The 18,440-nt window shown below is 71.6% G+C and carries 19 protein-coding genes; 15 read left to right on the forward strand and 4 right to left on the reverse strand.

Features of this window, described 5'->3' with window-relative positions; all coding sequences use genetic code 11:
• The first annotated feature begins 5 nt into the window (after positions 1 to 5).
• Both ACFY8U_RS16540 and ACFY8U_RS16545 read left to right on the forward strand, forming a co-directional pair.
• Positions 6 to 197 (forward strand): hypothetical protein, encoded by a 192-nt coding sequence (locus ACFY8U_RS16540; RefSeq protein ID WP_352190420.1) that lies wholly within the window; start codon positions 6 to 8, stop codon positions 195 to 197.
• On the forward strand, positions 194 to 511 hold the full coding sequence (locus ACFY8U_RS16545; RefSeq protein WP_260228280.1) for a (2Fe-2S)-binding protein: 318 nt from the start codon (positions 194 to 196) through the stop codon (positions 509 to 511). The genes ACFY8U_RS16540 and ACFY8U_RS16545 overlap by 4 nt, the downstream gene beginning before the upstream one ends.
• Positions 512 to 695: 184 nt before the next feature.
• On the opposite strand, the gene ACFY8U_RS16550 is transcribed toward ACFY8U_RS16545, so the two are convergent.
• A complete protein-coding gene (locus tag ACFY8U_RS16550) occupies positions 696 to 1,109 on the reverse strand; it encodes a pyridoxamine 5'-phosphate oxidase family protein (RefSeq protein ID WP_361604979.1) in 414 nt (137 codons plus the stop codon).
• Between the two features lie 121 nt (positions 1,110 to 1,230).
• Between ACFY8U_RS16550 and clpB the strand changes: the two genes are divergently transcribed.
• The gene (gene clpB, locus ACFY8U_RS16555; RefSeq protein ID WP_389570538.1) at positions 1,231 to 3,816 is read left to right on the forward strand and encodes an ATP-dependent chaperone ClpB; all 2,586 of its coding nucleotides are present in this window, start codon (positions 1,231 to 1,233) and stop codon (positions 3,814 to 3,816) included.
• Positions 3,817 to 3,826: 10 nt separating this feature from the next.
• Here the strand turns inward: clpB and ACFY8U_RS16560 are convergent, their stop codons facing one another.
• Positions 3,827 to 4,267: a hypothetical protein gene (locus tag ACFY8U_RS16560; RefSeq protein ID WP_389570541.1), complete on the reverse strand. Its 441-nt coding sequence runs from the start codon at positions 4,265 to 4,267 to the stop codon at positions 3,827 to 3,829.
• 118 nt (positions 4,268 to 4,385) lie between these two features.
• On the opposite strand from ACFY8U_RS16560, the gene ACFY8U_RS16565 reads away from it, so the two are divergent.
• A complete protein-coding gene (locus ACFY8U_RS16565; RefSeq protein ID WP_352190415.1) occupies positions 4,386 to 4,922 on the forward strand; it encodes a YbjN domain-containing protein in 537 nt (178 codons plus the stop codon).
• Positions 4,923 to 4,954: 32 nt separating this feature from the next.
• On the opposite strand, the gene ACFY8U_RS16570 is transcribed toward ACFY8U_RS16565, so the two are convergent.
• Together ACFY8U_RS16570 and ACFY8U_RS16575 are read right to left on the reverse strand one after the other, a co-directional pair.
• On the reverse strand, positions 4,955 to 6,133 hold the full coding sequence (locus ACFY8U_RS16570) for a glycosyltransferase family 39 protein (RefSeq protein ID WP_389570945.1): 1,179 nt from the start codon (positions 6,131 to 6,133) through the stop codon (positions 4,955 to 4,957).
• Between the two features lie 174 nt (positions 6,134 to 6,307).
• Positions 6,308 to 7,489, reverse strand: coding sequence for a pyridoxal phosphate-dependent aminotransferase (locus tag ACFY8U_RS16575; protein WP_389570543.1), 1,182 nt, complete (start codon positions 7,487 to 7,489; stop codon positions 6,308 to 6,310).
• A gap of 94 nt (positions 7,490 to 7,583) precedes the next feature.
• Here ACFY8U_RS16575 and ACFY8U_RS16580 point away from each other — a divergent pair, with 94 nt between their 5' ends.
• The 11 genes from ACFY8U_RS16580 to ACFY8U_RS16630 all read left to right on the forward strand — a co-directional run bounded on the left by ACFY8U_RS16580 (position 7,584) and on the right by ACFY8U_RS16630 (position 18,413).
• The gene (locus ACFY8U_RS16580) at positions 7,584 to 7,775 is read left to right on the forward strand and encodes a hypothetical protein (protein WP_389570545.1); all 192 of its coding nucleotides are present in this window, start codon (positions 7,584 to 7,586) and stop codon (positions 7,773 to 7,775) included.
• 307 nt (positions 7,776 to 8,082) lie between these two features.
• Positions 8,083 to 8,601, forward strand: coding sequence for a DUF2617 family protein (locus ACFY8U_RS16585; RefSeq protein ID WP_389570546.1), 519 nt, complete (start codon positions 8,083 to 8,085; stop codon positions 8,599 to 8,601).
• A 75-nt stretch (positions 8,602 to 8,676) separates the two neighbouring features.
• Positions 8,677 to 10,365, forward strand: a complete 1,689-nt coding sequence (locus ACFY8U_RS16590) for a polyamine aminopropyltransferase (protein ID WP_389570548.1) — start codon at positions 8,677 to 8,679, stop codon at positions 10,363 to 10,365.
• Between the two features lie 88 nt (positions 10,366 to 10,453).
• The gene (locus ACFY8U_RS16595; RefSeq protein ID WP_389570550.1) at positions 10,454 to 11,419 is read left to right on the forward strand and encodes an SRPBCC domain-containing protein; all 966 of its coding nucleotides are present in this window, start codon (positions 10,454 to 10,456) and stop codon (positions 11,417 to 11,419) included.
• A gap of 20 nt (positions 11,420 to 11,439) precedes the next feature.
• Positions 11,440 to 12,237, forward strand: a complete 798-nt coding sequence (locus ACFY8U_RS16600; protein WP_389570553.1) for an aldose 1-epimerase — start codon at positions 11,440 to 11,442, stop codon at positions 12,235 to 12,237.
• 26 nt (positions 12,238 to 12,263) lie between these two features.
• Positions 12,264 to 12,812: an orotate phosphoribosyltransferase gene (pyrE, locus tag ACFY8U_RS16605; protein WP_260228269.1), complete on the forward strand. Its 549-nt coding sequence runs from the start codon at positions 12,264 to 12,266 to the stop codon at positions 12,810 to 12,812.
• Positions 12,813 to 13,039: 227 nt separating this feature from the next.
• The gene (fbaA, locus tag ACFY8U_RS16610) at positions 13,040 to 14,062 is read left to right on the forward strand and encodes a class II fructose-bisphosphate aldolase (protein ID WP_389570555.1); all 1,023 of its coding nucleotides are present in this window, start codon (positions 13,040 to 13,042) and stop codon (positions 14,060 to 14,062) included.
• 102 nt (positions 14,063 to 14,164) lie between these two features.
• Positions 14,165 to 15,331, forward strand: coding sequence for a MalY/PatB family protein (locus ACFY8U_RS16615; RefSeq protein ID WP_389570558.1), 1,167 nt, complete (start codon positions 14,165 to 14,167; stop codon positions 15,329 to 15,331).
• Between the two features lie 59 nt (positions 15,332 to 15,390).
• The gene (locus tag ACFY8U_RS16620) at positions 15,391 to 16,845 is read left to right on the forward strand and encodes an MFS transporter (RefSeq protein WP_389570560.1); all 1,455 of its coding nucleotides are present in this window, start codon (positions 15,391 to 15,393) and stop codon (positions 16,843 to 16,845) included.
• 14 nt (positions 16,846 to 16,859) lie between these two features.
• Positions 16,860 to 17,273 carry a DUF3151 domain-containing protein gene (locus tag ACFY8U_RS16625; RefSeq protein ID WP_389570563.1) on the forward strand — a complete coding sequence of 138 codons (414 nt, stop codon included), beginning with the start codon at positions 16,860 to 16,862 and terminating at the stop codon, positions 17,271 to 17,273.
• Between the two features lie 231 nt (positions 17,274 to 17,504).
• The gene (locus tag ACFY8U_RS16630) at positions 17,505 to 18,413 is read left to right on the forward strand and encodes a DUF3152 domain-containing protein (RefSeq protein WP_389570566.1); all 909 of its coding nucleotides are present in this window, start codon (positions 17,505 to 17,507) and stop codon (positions 18,411 to 18,413) included.
• Positions 18,414 to 18,440 lie beyond the last annotated feature (27 nt).

Below are 18,440 nucleotides of genomic sequence, written 5' to 3' on the forward strand. Positions count from 1 at the left end.
CGGTCATGGCCAAGAAGCTCATACGCACCGTAGTTGGTGTCGCGTTCATAGCTGCTGCCGCGGTCGGCGCGGTGGCAGCCACCGATGATCCGGGCTGGGGCCTCGCTCCGCAGCAGGTCGTCGCCAAGGCGGGCGACCCGGGCTGGGGCGCAGCGCCGGCCGACTCCGACCCTGGTTGGGAGTCCGTGCGGGCATGACGGTTCCCGAAGATCCTCGATTCCGGCGTGAGATGGCGGCCGCTTACCGCTCCGGGTGGCATTTCATCGACCTCGTCACAGCCGTGCCGCACGGTGGCGATTCGTTGATGGTCACCCTCTTCGGTGAGCCGATCATCATCACGCGCGGGGACGATGAGGATATTCGCGCCTACCGATGTCTCCGGAAGCCCCGTGGCGCCCCGCAGCCCGTCCGCTGTGCCATCCGGTACGGCATGATCTTCGTCAATCTCGACCAGCGGGACCACCAGCTCGTCGAGCCCGAAACCATCACCGCCACCCCCCGCAGTGCCTGAGCGGTTCCCCCGTCGTTGTAGATCGCTCAGGTGCTTCCCCCACACAGCGGCGCCATCGCGGACCTGAAACGCGATGGCGCCGCTGTGCTGTGCCCGGACAGTTCCAGCCGGGCTGCCTTCGGCCCGGAATCCCTCGGCCCGGAAGGCTTCGGTCCGTAAGCGCGCCGACGAGCACGCCACCGGATCAGGCCCGGCCCATGGCCCGCGTCAGCGCGATCTCGATGACCACCCGGTCGGGGTTCGGGGCCGGCGTCCGGCCGTAGCGCGTCGCGTACCGCTCGACCGCGTCGGCGACGACGTCCGGCTCCGTACGGATGCGGGCCACGCCCTCCAGCGTCGCCCAGCGCCCCTTGTCCACCTGGCAGACCGCCACGCGCGCGCCGTCCGGGCCCGCCGCCAGGACGTTGGCGACCTTGTGGCTGTGCTTGTTGGTGATGACCCGGGCGATGCCGTTCTCGCCGCCCTCGGGGTCGTACGTCACCCCCACTGCCACCACGTGCGGCGTGCCGTCCGCGCGCGGGGTCGTCAGGGTGGACATGTGGTACTCGCGCCAGAAGCTGAGATACGCGTCGTCGGGGTTCCTCGGGTCAGTCGCCATGCCCGGAACCTACCCGTGGCGGCGGTAGGTGCGACACCTTGAGCGGAATGGACTCAACTTTGTGTACGCTGGATGAGTCATGGACCGTGTGTAGCCGGACGTCGAGGAGGAGACAGCGCACGTGGACGCCGAACTGACCAACAGGAGCCGGGACGCGATCAACGCGGCCAGCAGCCGTGCCGTGTCCGAGGGCCACCCCGACCTGACCCCCGCGCATCTGCTGCTCGCGCTTCTGGCCGGTCAGGACAACGAGAACATCACCGACCTGCTCGCCGCCGTCGAGGCCGACCAGGCCGCTGTACGGTCCGGAGCGGAGCGGCTGCTCGCCGCCGAACCCAGCGTGACCGGCTCCACGGTCGCGCCGCCGCAGCCCGACCGTGAGCTGCTCGCCGTGATCGCCGAGGCCGCCAAGCAGGCCAAGGAGCTCGGGGACGAGTACCTCTCGACCGAGCACCTGCTCATCGGGATCGCGGCGAAGGGCGGAAAGGCGGGCGAGGTGCTGGCCCAGCAGGGGGCCGGCGCGAAGAAGCTGCTGGACGCGTTCGAGAAGAGCAGGGGAGGACGCCGGGTGACCACAGCCGACCCGGAGGGTCAGTACAAGGCACTGGAGAAGTTCGGTACGGACTTCACGGCCGCCGCGCGCGAAGGGAAGCTGGACCCCGTCATCGGGCGGGACCAGGAGATCCGGCGCGTCGTCCAGGTGCTTTCCCGCCGCACCAAGAACAACCCGGTCCTCATCGGCGAGCCCGGCGTCGGCAAGACCGCCGTCGTCGAGGGGCTCGCGCAGCGGATCGTGAAGGGCGACGTCCCCGAGTCCCTGCGCAACAAGCGGTTGGTCTCGCTCGACCTCGGCGCGATGGTCGCGGGCGCCAAGTACCGCGGCGAGTTCGAGGAGCGCCTCAAGACCGTCCTCTCCGAGATCAAGGCCAGCGACGGCCAGATCATCACCTTCATCGACGAGCTGCACACGGTCGTCGGGGCGGGCGCCGGCGGAGACTCGGCCATGGACGCCGGCAACATGCTGAAGCCGATGCTGGCCCGCGGCGAGCTGCGTATGGTCGGCGCGACGACCCTCGACGAGTACCGCGAGCGGATCGAGAAGGACCCCGCCCTGGAGCGCCGCTTCCAGCAGGTCCTGGTCGCCGAGCCGAGCGTCGAGGACACCATCGCGATCCTGCGCGGACTCAAGGGCCGGTACGAGGCCCACCACAAGGTCCAGATCGCCGACTCCGCCCTCGTGGCCGCCGCCACCCTCTCCGACCGGTACATCACCTCCCGCTTCCTCCCCGACAAGGCCATCGACCTCGTCGACGAGGCGGCCTCCCGGCTCCGGATGGAGATCGACTCCTCGCCCGTCGAGATCGACGAGCTCCAGCGCTCCGTGGACCGGCTGCGCATGGAGGAGCTCGCGCTCAAGAACGAGTCCGACGACGCCAGCAAGCAGCGCCTGGAGAAGCTCCGCCGAGACCTCGCCGACCGCGAGGAGGAGCTGCGGGGGCTGACCGCCCGCTGGGAGAAGGAGAAGGAGTCCCTCAACCGCGTCGGCGAGCTCAAGGAGCAGCTCGACGAGTTGCGCGGCCGCGCCGAGCGCGCCCAGCGCGACGGCGACTTCGACACCGCCTCCAAGCTGCTCTACGGCGAGATCCCGGCGCTGGAACGCGAGCTGGAGGAGGCCTCCGAGGCCGAGCAGGAGGTCGCCAAGGACACCATGGTCAAGGAGGAGGTCGGCCCCGACGACATCGCGGACGTGGTCGGCTCCTGGACCGGCATCCCCGCCGGCCGCCTCCTGGAGGGCGAGACGCAGAAGCTGCTGCGCATGGAGGACGAGCTCGGCAGGCGGCTCATCGGCCAGACCGAGGCCGTACGGGCCGTCTCCGACGCCGTACGCCGTACGCGCGCCGGGATCGCCGACCCCGACCGTCCCACCGGCTCGTTCCTCTTCCTCGGCCCGACCGGCGTCGGCAAGACCGAGCTGGCGAAGGCCCTCGCGGACTTCCTCTTCGACGACGAGCGGGCCATGGTCCGCATCGACATGTCGGAGTACGGCGAGAAGCACTCCGTCGCCCGGCTCGTCGGCGCGCCTCCCGGCTACGTCGGCTACGAGGAGGGCGGCCAGCTCACGGAGGCGGTGCGCCGCCGCCCGTACAGCGTGGTGCTGCTCGACGAGGTGGAGAAGGCCCACCCGGAGGTCTTCGACATCCTGCTGCAGGTCCTCGACGACGGCCGGCTCACCGACGGCCAGGGCCGGACGGTCGACTTCCGCAACACCATCCTGATCCTCACCTCCAACCTGGGCAGCCAGTACCTGGTCGACCCGCTGATCGGCGAGGGGGAGAAGAAGGAGCGTGTCCTGGAGGTCGTGCGGTCCTCCTTCAAGCCGGAGTTCCTCAACCGGCTCGACGACCTGGTGGTCTTCTCGGCCCTCGACAAGACCGAGCTGGGGCGGATCGCGCAGCTCCAGATCGACCGGCTGGCCAAGCGGCTCGCCGAGCGCCGGCTCACGCTGGAGGTCACGCCCGCCGCGCTGGAGTGGCTGGCCGACGAGGGCATGGACCCGGCGTACGGCGCCCGCCCGCTGCGCCGCCTGATCCAGACGGCCATCGGTGACCGGCTCGCCAAGGAGATCCTCGCGGGCGAGGTCCGCGACGGCGACACGGTCCGGGTGGACCGCTTCGAGGACGGGCTGATCGTGGGCGCGGCGCAGTAGAGCGTCGCGGTCAGGTGTCGAAGGCCAGCAGATGTACGAGGGCGGACTCGCCCTCGTACGTCACCCTCACATCGACCGCGACCGGGCCGTCCGGCTCGGCCTCACCGTCGTACTGCACGTTCAGGCACAGGTCGTGGTCGCAGAACTGGGGCTTGCCGGGTTCCGTGCCCGGGTAGGTCCCGGCTAGCCACTGCGCCGCCTCGTGGCGCGGCATCCGGAAGTCGGCCGTGACCTGGGTGTCCAGCCAGCTGGCCGTGGTGCACCGGGGCTCCACCGCACTCTTCGGCAAGGTCGCCTGTGCCCATCTCATGGCGTCCGCGCAGTCGACCGGCTGGGCCTCGCCGGCCTCGCTGAAGGCCATCGCTCCCCAGGCCAGCAGGGCGACCGGCCCTCCGCAGAAGATCGACACCAGCACCGTCACCCAGATCCAGGTGCGCGCACGCGGCCTCACTTTGTCCCCCATAGGAACCAGATCTTGTCAGCCTGCAGCGGATCGCGGGAGTCGGGGCTTGCGCCGTACCGCCCGGCATGGGGGAGGATGGCGTCAACCGTACGAAGGGATATTCACGGTGAGCATCGACCCGTCCTCGATTCCGAATTTCGGGGGCCAGCCCCAGCCTCAGGCCGCAGGACCGGCGGGCCCCGTCGTCCCCGACCAGGATCTGGTCAAGCAGCTCCTGGACCAGATGGAGCTGAAGTACGTCGTCGACGACGAGGGTGACCTCGCGGCGCCGTGGGAGGAATTCCGGACGTACTTCATGTTCCGCGGCGAGGAGGACCAGCGTGTCTTCTCGGTGCGGACGTTCTACGACCGCCCGCACTCCGCCGACGACCGCGCCAAGGTTCTCGACGCGATCGACGACTGGAACCGCCGCACCCTGTGGCCCAAGGTCTACACGCACCTGCACGAGGAGGAGGACGGCTCCGCCACCCTCCGCCTCATCGGTGAGGCGCAGATGCTGATCGGCACCGGCGTCGCGCTGGAGCACTTCGTGTCCTCCACCGTCAGCTGGGTCCGCGCCTCGATCGAGTTCGACAAGTGGCTCGTCGAGCAGTTCGGCCTGGAGTCCCCGGAGGACAAGTCCTCCGACGGCGACGAGGCCTGAGCCGCTCAGGGCCGGTAACGGCCCCGGGCCCCTCACAGGGCCATGCGTGCGAGCGTCAGCGCGTACGCACCGAAGCTGAACGAGAGCCCGGCCAGCGCCGCGATCACCACGATCGCGGCCCTCGGCCGGGCTTTCGTCAGTGCCTGCGCCAGCGGGAGGAGCAGCGGGAACGCGGGCAGCAGGAAGCGCGGCTTGGACTCGAAGAAGCCTGAGCCGCCGACCGTGATGACCACGAGCACGGCCGTGTAGACCAGGACCGGCAGCGGTGGCCGCTCCACCAGCGCGAGCAGCGCGAAGAGCAGTACCCCGGCGCCCGTGATCAGCAGCGCCATCCCGAAGCCGAACTGCGTCGGCCCCCGCAGCATCTCCAGGACGAACCGCAGCGCGCCGCGCCCGAAGTCGAAGCGGGAGGTCCAGCCGTCCTGGACGGCGAAGTAGCCCCCCAGCAGATCGCCGCGCCGGGCGCCCACCCAGAGCAGGTACGAGAGCCACCCGGCCGGGGCGAGCACGGCACCGGCCCATACGCGCGGATCGGCCCGGCCGCGCCCGCGCCACAGCTCGTACGCCGCCGCGACCAGGACCGCGGCGGCGATGGCGACGCCGTTGGGGCGGGACAGGCCGGCCACGGCGGCCAGAGCGCCCGCCCACAGCCAGCGGCCGGTGAGGAGCGCGTACAGCGACCAGGCGGACAGGGCCGTCATCAGCGGCTCGGTGTACGCCATCGAGAGCACGATCGAGTGCGGCAGCAGGCCCCAGAGCAGGACGAGCAGGACGGCGGTGGGCCGTCCGTGCAGCCGCTCGCCGATCAGGTAGATCCCCCACGCCGCGACGCCCGCCGACAGCCAGGACAGCAGCAGCCCGGCCGTACCGCCCTCGACGGGCAGGACGGTGGTGACGGCGCGCACCAGGGCGGGGTAGAGCGGGAAGAACGCCAGGTCGGACTGGACGACGCCGTCGGGCCAGTGGAGCGTGTGGCCGTAGCCGTGCGCGGCGATCCGGGTGTACCAGTCCGAGTCCCAGGACGTGGCGAGCAGCGCCCGCGGTGAGCGTCCCACGTGCCAGGCCCAGACCGCGAGCACGAGCATCCCGGTGAGCCGGGCCGCGGCGAACAGACCGAGCGCGGGGGCGGCCCGGTACAGCGAGGCCCGCCAACGGGGGACGCTCCGGGCGCCGGCCGTCGTGGCCCGGCGGTCGAGAGTCTCGGCGGACAGGGTGCACCTCCGTGCGCACGGGAATCGGGAGCGGCTTCGATGAAGAGAATCGGGATCAGCCCGACAAATCGGTCTACCCGACCATCGGCGCGGCACGGAGGAAGCGCGCGCGAGCGCGGGGCCCACCGGGTGAAAAATCCCGCTCGCCGGGGGCCCCGTGAGGTGCCCGTCGTCCTAGCCCGCCAAGCCCTTCAGACGGGAGACCGCCTCCTCCAGGACATCCACGCGCTTGCAGAACGCGAAACGGACGAACGGCTCACCCTCCGCGCGGTGGTCGTAGAAGACGGCGTTGGGGATGGCCACCACGCCCGCGCGCTCGGGCAGGGCGCGGCAGAAGGCGAAGCCGTCGGACTCGCCGAGGGGGCGGATGTCGGTGGTGACGAAGTAGGTCCCGGCCGGGCGGTAGACCTCGAAACCCGCCTGCGCCAGACCGTCGCACAGCAGGTCCCGCTTGGCGCGCAGATCGGCCCGAAGGTCGTCGAAGTACGTGTCGGGCAGGCGCAGCGCCTCGGCGACGGCGTACTGGAACGGTCCGGACGCCACATAGGTGAGGAACTGCTTGGCGGACCGCACCGCGGCGGTGAGCTCCGGGCTCGCGGTGATCCAGCCGACCTTCCAGCCGGTGAAGGAGAAGGTCTTGCCGGCCGAGCCGATGGTGACCGTGCGCTCCCGCATCCCCGGCAGGCTCGCGATCGGCAGGTGCTCGGCCTCGTCGAAGACCAGGTGCTCGTACACCTCGTCGGTGACGACGAGCAGATCGCGGGCCACGGCGAGTTCGGCGATCGCGGTCAGCTCGGCGCGGGTGAGGACGGTGCCGGTCGGGTTGTGCGGGGTGTTGAGCAGGATCAGCCGGGTCCGGTCGGTGACGGCGGCCCGTAGCTCGTCCAGGTCCAGGCGGTAGGCGCCCTCGTGCGGGCGGAGCGTGACCGGTACGCGCGTGCCGCCCGCCATCGCGATGCACGCGGCGTACGAGTCGTAGTACGGCTCCAGGGCGATCACCTCGTCGCCGGGCTCGACGAGGGCGAGCAGCGCGGCCGCGATCGCCTCGGTCGCGCCCGCCGTGACGAGGACCTCGGTGTCGGGGTCGTACGCGAGCCCGTACCGCTTCAGCTGGTGCTCGGCCACGGCGGTGCGCAGCTCGGGGACGCCGGTGCCGGGCGGGTACTGGTTGCCGCGCCCGTCGCGCAGCGCCCGGACCGCGGCCTCCCGGATCTCCTCGGGGCCGTCGGTGTCGGGGAAGCCCTGGCCGAGGTTGATCGCCCCGGTCCGGACGGCGAGCGCGGACATCTCGGCGAAGATCGTCGTCCCGAACTCGGCGAGCCGGCGGTTGAGCAGCGGTCGTGTCATGCCCGTCATCCTGCGGGGAAGCTCTGGACTTCCTCAAGTGCGCTTTGGGCCGGAGGCGTGGAGGGCATCCCCCTGTCACACAAGACCTACGGGGGTGTCACACATGGAAGTTCTGATCATCGGAGTCATCATTCTGTTCGTGGTGGCGGGCGTCGCCTCATCCGTCGGCGGCGCACGGCGCGGGGGCGGTCGACGGCGCCGTGGGGGCTGGTCGGACGGCGGCGGAGGCGGCTGCGGGGGCGGCTCGTCCTGCGGCGGCGGGGGCGGCTGCGGGGGCGGCGGCGGGGGCGACTGACACGGGGCAGTCGTCCTCGCGGTCACCCGGGTGCCCGGCCGGTCCAACATTGGCCGGGCACCTTCGTGTTGGAGCCGTAATCGATTCCGATTGAACAAGTGAACTGTGGGGTCCCCGAAGGGGATGGAAACCACGGCAAGTTGGGTAAAAGCGCTGCGAGTCGCTCGACGTCCATGATTCCCTCGCACTTGATAAAGACAGCCCTCGGACCGTGTGTGGACCCGAGCCGGCGATCCCCCACTCCCGTTGGACCCTTCTCCGGGGCGCCCCCGGCCCACCCGTCAAACCGTGTTTGCGGAGCCGACCCATGCTCACGACCCTGAAGACCTCCTACACCGATACGCGTGCGGCCGATCTGGCCTGGGCCCTCGGGCGCGAGCCGCTGCCCGCCCTCGCCGTGCTCGACCTCGAACTGACCGGCGCGAAGCTGCAATTGCGGCTTCTCGGCGCCTCCCATCAGGTGCTTCTGGAGGAAGAGCAGTACAACTGCTCGGAGACCGTCGCCTGTATGCCCGGCAGCAGTACGCCGCTGCCGCTGGGCGTCTCCAAGCGCATCGGCGGATGGGAGTACGAATTCGCCGCCCGCGTCGAGAAGCTCTCGCACGGCTCCTTCGCGGGCCGCGCCCAGGAGCTGCTCGCACTCGTCGCCGACCATCCCAACGGCCTCGCGGGGACGTTCCCCGGCTCCCCGCACGCCTTCACGGCGATGCTGGCGCAGCGCCACGAGGGCCAGGTGCGGTGGCGCACCTGGCACGCGTACCCGCAGGAAGGGCAGTTGGTGGTCACCAGGACGCAGATCGGCGTTCGTATGCCCGCCACGCTGTAATGCGCCGTCCCGGAGCACCAGGTGCACTCGTGTGGGTGACAAGCAGCGACAAGTGTGTGACGTAGCGTTACGAACATGATCGATCCGCCCCTGACCATGCCACCCAAGAGGGTGACGCGGCTGCCCGTGCGGCCGAGAGCGGTGCGGTTTCCGGTCCTCGTCGTCGTCTTCGTCTGCGCCGCCTGCGGGCTTGTCTACGAGCTGGAACTGGTCGCGCTCGCCTCGTACTTGATCGGCGACTCCGTCACCCATGCCTCCGTCGTGCTGTCCGTGATGGTCTTCGCGATGGGTGTCGGCTCGCTGCTCGCCAAGAGGCTGCGCTGTCGCGCCGCCGTCGGCTTCGGGCTCGTCGAGGGCGGCCTCGCGCTGATCGGAGGCTGCTCGGCCCTCGTGCTGTACGCGGCGTTCGCCTGGCTGGGCGAGGCGCGGTACGTCCTGGTGGCGTTCTCGCTCGCCATCGGGGTCCTCATCGGGGCGGAGATCCCGCTGCTCATGTCGCTGATCCAGCGTGCGGAGTCGGCGCGTTCACCCGGCGTACGGGAGAAGGAGAGCGCGACCGATCCGGCCGGGACCGTCGCCGACCTGTTCGCCGCGGACTATGTCGGCGCGCTCGTCGGCGGCCTCGCCTTTCCCTTCCTGCTGCTGCCCTGGCTCGGTCAGCTCACCGGCGCGCTCGTCACCGGAGCGGTGAACGCGGTGGCGGGCGGCGGTCTGGTGCTGTGGTTGTTCCGGCGCGATCTGACCGGCCGGTCCCGGGCGCTGCTGATCGGTACGAACCTCGCGGTACTCGCCGTTCTCGCCACCGCCACCGTCCTCGTCGACGACTTCGAACGGGCCGCGCGGCGCGCGGTGTACGGCGACAGCGTGCGCGTCGCCGTCCAGACCGACCTCCAGGAAGTCGTGGTGACGGGGGAGCGCGGCAGCCCGCCGGATCTCTTCGTGGACGGCCGGCTGCGGGCCGGTGGCGAGGACGCCTCCCGCTACCACGAGTCGCTGGTGCACCCCGCGATGAACGGCCCGCACGCGCGCGTGCTGATCATCGGCGGCGGCGACGGCCTCGCCGCGCGCGAGGTGCTGCGCTACGCCGGCGTCCGGTCGGTCACCGTCGTCGAGATCGACCCCGGAGTCGTACGGCTCGCCCGGAGCCACCCCGAACTTGCCGCGCTCAACGCGAACGCCCTGCGCGACCCGCGCGTCCGGGTCGCCTCGGCGGACGCCTTCCGCTGGCTGCGCGAGACGGCGACGACGGGGCCTGCGGGAGAGGAGGAGGGGCCGCGCGAGCGGTACGACGTGGTGATCTCGGACCTGCCCGATCCGGGGATCTCGGCCGGCACCAAGCTGTACTCGGAGGAGTTCTACGGCCTCGCGGCCCGAGTCCTCGCCGACGAGGGACGGCTCGTCGTGCACGCCGGCTCGGCCTCCGCCCGCCCCCACACGTTCTGGACGGTGGACTCCACCCTGCGCGCGGCCGGTTTCGCGACCCGGGCCTACAGCGCGTACGGCCGCGGGGCGCACCTCGCCGCGGGCCCCGACCGGGCCGACCGCTCGGGCGACACGGACACGGGGACGGGTGACTGGGGCTACCTGCTCGCGGCCGCGGGCACCTACCCGCCCGAGCTGGGCCTCGCCCCCGACACGCCCCGGCTGCGGTCCCTGACGGCCGGCGCCCTGGTGACGGGGGCGCGGGCCGCCGAGCGGACCAGGGACGACCGGGGCGCCCCGCCGCCGCCCTCGACGTTGATCCACCCGCGGTACGGCGGCTGAGCGCGTGGATGGCCGCCTGGGTGGCCGAAGGCGCGGACCCGGGACAAACAGGCGACGACGACGCCCGGTCTGAGTAGGCTCGGCTTCCATGGAGCATGAGGTGTTCGTTCCGGTACCGGCCGAGGTCCTCCGCGCGACCCTGACGGACCCCGCACGGGTGGCGCGCTGTGTCCCCGGTCTCCAGCAGGACGCGGAGGCGGGCCCGCTCGCGGGCCGGCTGAGGATCCGGGCCGGCGGCAACACGATCACCTATCGGGGCGCCCTGCGGCTGACCGAACGGGACGAGGTCATCGCGGTCGAGGGCAAGGGCACCGAGGTCCGAGGCAAGGGCTCGGTGAAGCTCTCCCTGGCGATCGCGCTCACCCCGGTGGCCGACGGTACGACGCTCGCCTTCACCGGCGCGGTGAAGAGCGCGGGCCGCCTCGCCGACCTCTCCGATGAGGCACGGGAGGCGGCGGCCCAGCGGCTCATCGACAAGTTCGTGTCCGGACTGGCCGCGGCGGCCAAGGAGCCGGACGCCGGGTCCGCGGCGGAAGCCGAGATCGCCGAGCTCAAGGCCGAGTCCGGGACCGAGTCCGGGACCGAGTCCCGAGCCGAGTCCGGAACCGCGTCCGGGACCGAGTCCCGAGCCGGATCCGCGCACGAGCCCGCGGCCGAGTCTGTGGACGAGTCCCTGGACGCGCTCGACGACGAGGCCGACAGCGACAGCGACGGTGTCGACGACGGCGTCGAGGAGCCCCACCGCCCGTCGGTCTTCGAGACGCCCGTCCCCCCGCCCTCGCTCGACCCGTTCCAGGGCGGAGACTTCGAGGACGACACCCCGGTCGAGTACCCCGCCCAGCCTCCGGCCGCCGAGGCCGCCCACGCCCGGCGCACGATGATCGGACGGAGCGCCGAGGAGGTCGACCACGCCCCGCCGCGCGGCCGGTACGCCCCCGTGCCCGCCCCGGAGCCGACCACCGCGGGCGCCACCCTGCGCTGGATCGCCCCCGCCGCCGCCCTCGCGCTCGCCTCCGCGGTGGTCGTCGGCCGGGCGCTGCGCCGCCGGCGCTGATCCCCGTCTACTGTCGGGGCGTGAGCAAGCAGACGCGACTGACGGCGGGCGACGCCGAGTTGACCATCAACCCCGACAACGGCTGCCGCATCGAGAGCCTGCGCATCGGCGGCACGGAGCTCCTGCGCCAGGGCGAGCGGTACGGCTGCTTCCCGATGGTGCCCTGGTGCGGGCGGATCGAGCTGGGGCAGTTCCGCAACGGCGGAGTGAAGCACCAGATGCCCCTCAACTCGCCGCCGCACGCCATCCACGGCACCGGCCGCGACTCCGCCTGGAAGCCCGCACGGACGGCGGACGACGGCGGGCGCTCGGCGGCGTTCACCTACGAGCTGGGGGACCCGTGGCCGTACGCCGGCCGGGTCACCCAGACCTTCGCCCTCACCGAGGAGGGCCTCACCCTCCAGCTCGGGGTCGAGACCCTCGCCGACTCCTTCCCGGCGCAGGCCGGCTGGCACCCCTGGTTCAACCGCAGCCTCGACGGCGGCGCTCCCGTACGGATCGACTTCACGGCCGACTGGCAGGAGGAGCGCGGCGAGGACCACCTCCCCACCGGGCGTCGGATCGGCCCGACCCCCGGCCCCTGGGACGACTGCTTCGGCATGTCCGGCGGTGTCGACGTCACCCTCACCTGGCCGGAGCAGCTGGAGCTGAAGGTGACCAGCCGCAGCGAATGGGTCGTGATCTACGACGAGCAGGAGGCGGCGGTCTGTGTGGAGCCGCAGTCCGGCCCGCCGAACGGCCTGAACACGCTCCCGCAGTACGTGACCCCGATCGAGCCGCTGGAGATCGCGGCCACGTTCGCCTGGCGGCGGCTCTAGCAGGCGGCGGCTTTAAGCTCATGAGCATGACTGACGTACGCGCTGACCTGCTCCAGCAGATCAAGGACAAGGCCGTGGTGCACGGCAAGGTGACCCTCTCCTCGGGTCTGGAGGCCGACTACTACGTCGATCTGCGCCGGATCACCCTGGACGGCGCCGCCTCCCCGCTCGTCGGTCAGGTCATGCTCGACCTGACCGCCGACCTGGAGTTCGACGCCGTGGGCGGTCTGACGCTCGGCGCCGACCCGGTCGCGACGGCGATGCTGCACGCCTCCGCCGCCCAGGGGAAGCGACTGGACGCCTTCGTCGTCCGTAAGGCCGCCAAGGCCCACGGGATGCAGCGTCAGGTCGAGGGTCCGGACATCAAGGGCCGCCGGGTCCTGATCGTCGAGGACACCTCCACCACCGGCGGCTCCCCGCTCACCGCCGTCGAGGCGGCGCGCGCGGCCGGCGCCGAGGTCGTCGCCGTCGCGACGATCGTGGACCGGGCCACGGGCGCGGGCGAGAAGATCAGCACCACCGCGGGCGTGCCGTACCTCTACGCCTTCGCGCTCGACGAGCTGGGTCTCGGCTGATCGAGGCATTGTCCTGATCGAGGCGAAGTCGTGACTTAGGTCCCGGAGGCCTTCGGGGGCATCCCTGACCTGGGGCTTTGGGCGGGGCGGAGTGTTTCACGTGAAACGCTCCGCCCCGCACGTCTCGGTGTCCGCACAAGAGTCTGGAAAGATGGGCCCCGACGATGACGTCGCCCCAGGTCAGGGTCTAGTAACGCACCCACCCGCACATCACAAGGAGCGGACGAATGCCCATCGCAACCCCCGAGGTCTACAACGAGATGCTCGACCGGGCGAAGGCAGGCAAGTTCGCCTACCCGGCCATCAATGTGACCTCCTCCCAGACCCTGCACGCCGCGCTGCGCGGCTTCGCGGAGGCCGAGAGCGACGGCATCATCCAGATCTCGACCGGTGGCGCCGAGTTCCTGGGCGGCCAGCACAACAAGGACATGGTCACGGGCGCCGTCGCCCTGGCCGAGTTCGCGCACATCGTCGCCGCCAAGTACGACATCACGGTCGCGCTGCACACCGACCACTGCCCGAAGGACAAGCTGGACGGCTATGTCCGTCCGCTGCTCGACGTCTCCGCCGAGCGCGTCAAGGCCGGTCAGAACCCGCTCTTCCAGTCGCACATGTGGGACGGCTCCGCCGAGACCCTCGCCGACAACCTGGCCATCGGCCAGGAGCTGCTGGCCAAGGCCGCCGCCGCCCGGATCATCCTCGAGGTCGAGATCACCCCGACCGGTGGCGAGGAGGACGGCGTCACCCACGAGATCAACGACGAGCTGTACACCACCGTCGACGACGCGATCCGCACCGCCGAGGCCCTCGGCCTGGGCGAGAAGGGCCGCTACCTGCTGGCCGCCTCCTTCGGCAACGTGCACGGCGTCTACAAGCCGGGCAACGTCGTGCTCCGCCCCGAGCTGCTCAAGGACCTGCAGGCGGGCGTCGCCGAGCGCTTCGGCAAGGCCAACCCGTTCGACTTCGTCTTCCACGGCGGTTCCGGCTCCACCGCCGAGGAGATCGCCACCGCGCTGGAGAACGGCGTCGTGAAGATGAACCTCGACACCGACACCCAGTACGCCTTCACGCGTCCGGTCGCCGACCACATGTTCAAGAACTACGACGGCGTCCTGAAGGTCGACGGCGAGGTCGGCAAGAAGTCCACCTACGACCCGCGCACCTGGGGCAAGCTCGCCGAGGCCGGCATGGCCGTGCGTGTGACCGAGGCGTGCGCCGCGCTGCGCTCGACCGGCACGAAGCTGAAGTAATCGGCTGGCGCAGCCACGTGGTGCGCGTTTGAATGCGTGGCATGTGAAGGAAGGGCCCGGCACTTGGTGGTGCCGGGTCCTTCGGCTCTCCAGGAGGCCTGAGTGACGACGTACGACTTCGACCGCGAGATAGACCGCCGGGGCACCTGCTCGGTCCAGTGGGACGACATCGCGGACCGGTTCGGCGTCGGGGAGCTGCTCCCCTTCACCATCTCCGACATGGACTTCGCCTCCCCGCCCGAGGTGCTCACCGCCCTGCGCGACCGCGTCGACCACGGCGTCTTCGGCTACACGGAATGGCGGATCGGCGAGTTCCGAGAGGCGATCCGCCACTGGTACGCGACGCGCCACGACACCGCGCTCGACATCGAGACGCTGGTCTACGCCCCGTCCGTGCTGAGCCAGCTCTCGCAGCTGCTCCAGATGTGGACCGCGCCCGGCGACGGCGTGGTGGTGCACACCCCGACGTACGACGGCTTCCGCAAGGCCGTCACCGGCCTGGGGCGCGAGCTGCGCCGCGTACCGGTCGGGGACACCGAGGCGCTGGAGGCGGAGCTGGCGAAGCCGGACAGCACGATGCTGCTGCTCTGCTCGCCGCACAACCCGACGGGCCGGGTGTGGCGGGAGGACGAGCTCGCGGAGTTCGCGCGGCTCGCCGAACGGCACGGGGTCGCCGTCGTCAGCGACGAGATCCACGCGGACCTGGTGGCGGACGGCCGGCGCCATCTGCCCTTCAGCCGGTTCGTCGAGGCGGGGCCCGGCCGGCGGTGGGCCCTGATCACCTCGGGTACGAAGGCCTTCAACTTTCCCGCGCTGAGCGGCTCGTACGGGATCATCGGCGACCCCGACGAGCGCGAGGCGTTCGTCCGCCGCATGGAGACGGGCGAGGGGCTCGCCTCCCCGGCCGTGCTCTCCCTGACCGCCCACGTCGCCGCGTACACGCGGGGCGCGCCCTGGCTGGACGAGCTGCGGGCCTATGTGGCGGACACGATGCGCCTGCTGGAGACGCGGCTCCGGGACGGGCTGCCGGGGGTGACCTGGACGCCCCCGGAGGCCGGCTATCTGGCCTGGATCGATCTGCGGCCGCTCGGCATCGACGACACCGCGCTCCAGCGGGAGCTGGTGGAGGTCGAGAAGGTCGCGATCATGCCGGGTGAGGTCTACGGGACGCCGGGCTTCGTCCGGCTGAACGTCGGCTGTCCGCGGAAGAAGGCGGAACGGGGCGTGGACGCGCTGGTCCGGGCTGCGACGAGGCTTCGCGTGACCTGACCGCTCCGGGCCGCCCGAACAACATGCACGTCCGCGCCGCCGCGAGGACGATGGCAGGCATGGACATCAGGCTCGCCTCGGGCACCGGGCGGTGGATCGTTCTCACCACCGTGCTCGGCTCGGGGATGGCGCTGCTCGACTCCACCGTCGTCAACGTCGCCCTGCCGCACATCGGCGAGGACCTCGGCACCGACATGGCCGCGCTCCAGTGGACCGTCAACGCCTACATGCTGACCCTCGCCGGGCTGATCCTGCTCGGTGGGGCGCTGGGCGACCGGTACGGGCGGCGGCGGGTGTTCGTGGTCGGCATCGTGTGGTTCGCCGTCGCCTCGCTGCTGTGCGGGCTCGCGCCGAACGCGGGCGTCCTGATCGCCGCCCGGGCCCTCCAGGGCATCGGCGGCGCGCTGCTCACACCCGGGTCGCTCGCGCTGATCCAGGCGAGCTTCCACCCGGACGACCGGGCCAAGGCCGTCGGGCTCTGGTCCGGTTTCGGCGGGGTCGGTGCGGCGATCGGGCCGTTCGTCGGCGGGTGGCTGGTCGACGGGCCCGGCTGGCGGTGGGTGTTCCTGCTGAACGTGCCGCTGGCCGCGCTGTGCGTGCCGGTGGCGCTGCGCCATGTGCCCGAGTCGCGCGACGAGTCCGCCCACGGCCGCTTCGACGTGCTCGGCGCCTTCCTGGGCGCGGCCGCGCTCGCCCTCGTGACGTACGCGCTGATCGCCGAGGCCTGGTGGGCCGCGGGGGTCGGGGTCGCGGTCGGGGCGGCGTTCGTCGCCCTGGAGCGGCGGCTGCCGGAGCCGATGGTGCCTCCGTCGATCTTCGCGTCCCGGCTGTTCACGGTGGTCAACCTGGTGACGCTGTGCGTGTACGCGGCCCTGGGCGGCTTCTTCTTCCTCGCCACGCTCCAGCTCCAGGTGGTCTCCGGCTATTCGGCGCTCGCGGCGGGGACGGCGCTGCTGCCGACGACGGTCCTGATGCTGCTGCTCTCGGCGAAGTCGGGCGAGCTGGGCGAGAAGATCGGGCCCCGGATTCCGCTGACCGTGGGGCCGCTGCTGTGCGCCGGCGGGATGATCCTGATGCTGGGGGTCGGGGAGGACGCCTCGTACGTACGGGACGTGCTGCCGGCGATGGTGGTGCTCGGCCTCGGGCTGACCGCCCTGGTGGCCCCGCTGACGGCGACCGTCCTGGCCTCGGTGGACGTGGCGCGGGCGGGCCTGGCGAGCGGGATCAACAACGCGGCGGCGCGGGCGGCCGGACTGCTCGCGGTGGCGGCGCTGCCGACGCTGGCGGGGATGGGGCCGGAGGCGTACCGCTCGGCGGAGGAGTTCGGGGAGACGTTCCGGCGCGCGATGCCGATGTGTGCGGGGCTGATGGTGGCGGGTGCGGTCCTGGCCTGGGCGGCCGTGCGGAAACCGGCCGAGGCGTCCGACTGCCACCCCGAGTGCAAGGTCCACTGTGGGGTGACGGCGCCCCCCTTGGACCCGGGGGACCGCACGGCACGGGAGACCGGCGGCTGAGGCAGACTGGCCCCATGGCCATCCACGAGAACCTCCTGGGGGGACCGCCCCCCACCCATCTGCCCGACGACCCGGAGCCGCGCGAGCTGCTCGCGGCGGGCACGGCGCCGGCGGACGTCGCCGCGAAGTACCCGACGTCCTCGCTCGCCTGGGCCCAGCTCGCCGACGAGGCGTACGAGGGCGGTCGCGTCATCGAGTCGTACGCCTACGCCCGTACCGGCTACCACCGCGGCCTCGACGCGCTGCGCCGCAGCGGCTGGAAGGGCCACGGTCCGGTGCCGTGGGAGCACGAGCCGAACCGCGGCTTCCTGCGGGCCCTGCACGCGCTGGCGCGGGCCGCCGGAGAGATCGGCGAGAAGGACGAGTACGAGCGCTGCTCGACGTTCCTGCGCGACTCCTCGGAAACGGCCGCGGAAACTCTGGGCTGACGCCCGCGGAAACTCTGGGCTGAGCCCCGCGGAAACCCGGGGCTGAGGCCCGCGGAGACGCACCAGTTTCCCCCGTCCTGCGGGGCAGGGGGAAACCGGTCATCGTTCCGGGAATGTTCGAGGCCGTTCGAAGCGGCGGTTACGATCCTTCGGTCCGTTGTACCGAGAGCAGCCGGCACAGAGGCCCCACCCTCTTCCCCCCAACCGGCCGACGCAGGGGAGAAGTCTGTCTTGGGCAAGCGCGCCGCCGCACCCGCGAGCCGGGGACGAACGCAGAGCCGCAGCCGCAGTCGGAGCCAGGGCCGCGGCCGTGGCAGGTCCCAGCGTCGCCCCGTCAGACGGCTCGTCCTTCCGACGCTCGCGCTGATCACGCTCTCCCTCGGCGGCGGCGCCGCCCTCGCCCACTACAACAGTGGCCAGGACTCCGGCACCGACCGCGCCGTGGACACCCCCTCCCGCACGGCCGAGACGACCAGGGCGATCCCCACCCCGAAGGCCGCGACCCCGACACCGGCACCGAAGAAGAGCTCCGCCAAGCCGAAGCCGCCGCCCGCACCCAAGAAGCCGCAGGTGCCCGTCAAGGGCTCAGGCAGCTTCACCACCGCCCGGGCCTCCGGCGACGCCGTCGGCACCGGCGGCTCCCTGCGCCGCTACCGCGTCCAGGTCGAGGGCGGCATCGACCTCTCCGCCCTCCAGGTCGCCACCGAGATCCAGCAGATCCTCGACCATCCGCGCGGCTGGGCCGCCCACGGCCGGGGCCGGTTCCAGCTGGTCTCCGAGAACGCCGACTTCGTCATCCGGATCGCCACCCCGGCGACCGCCGACAAGCTATGTCTCGCCCAGGGCCTCAACACGCGCGGCGAGCTGAACTGCGAGACCACGGACGGCGTCGTGGTGAACCTGAAGCGCTGGCTGCTGGGCTCCCCGACCTTCAGCGGGACCCCCGCCGAGTACCGGCATCTGATCATCAACCACGAGGTCGGGCACGAGATCGGCATCCGGACCCATATGAGCTGCCCCGGTGCGGGCAAGCCCGCGCCCGTCATGATGCAGCAGATCAAGGGGCTCAAAGGCTGTCGTTCGAACGCATATCCGTATGACGAAGACGGTAGCTACATCGAGGGGCCGATCGTGCCATGATGCGCATGGGACCGCGTGCGACGAAGC

The organism is Streptomyces sp. NPDC012508 (assembly GCF_042902595.1).
Taxonomy (GTDB): domain Bacteria; phylum Actinomycetota; class Actinomycetes; order Streptomycetales; family Streptomycetaceae; genus Streptomyces.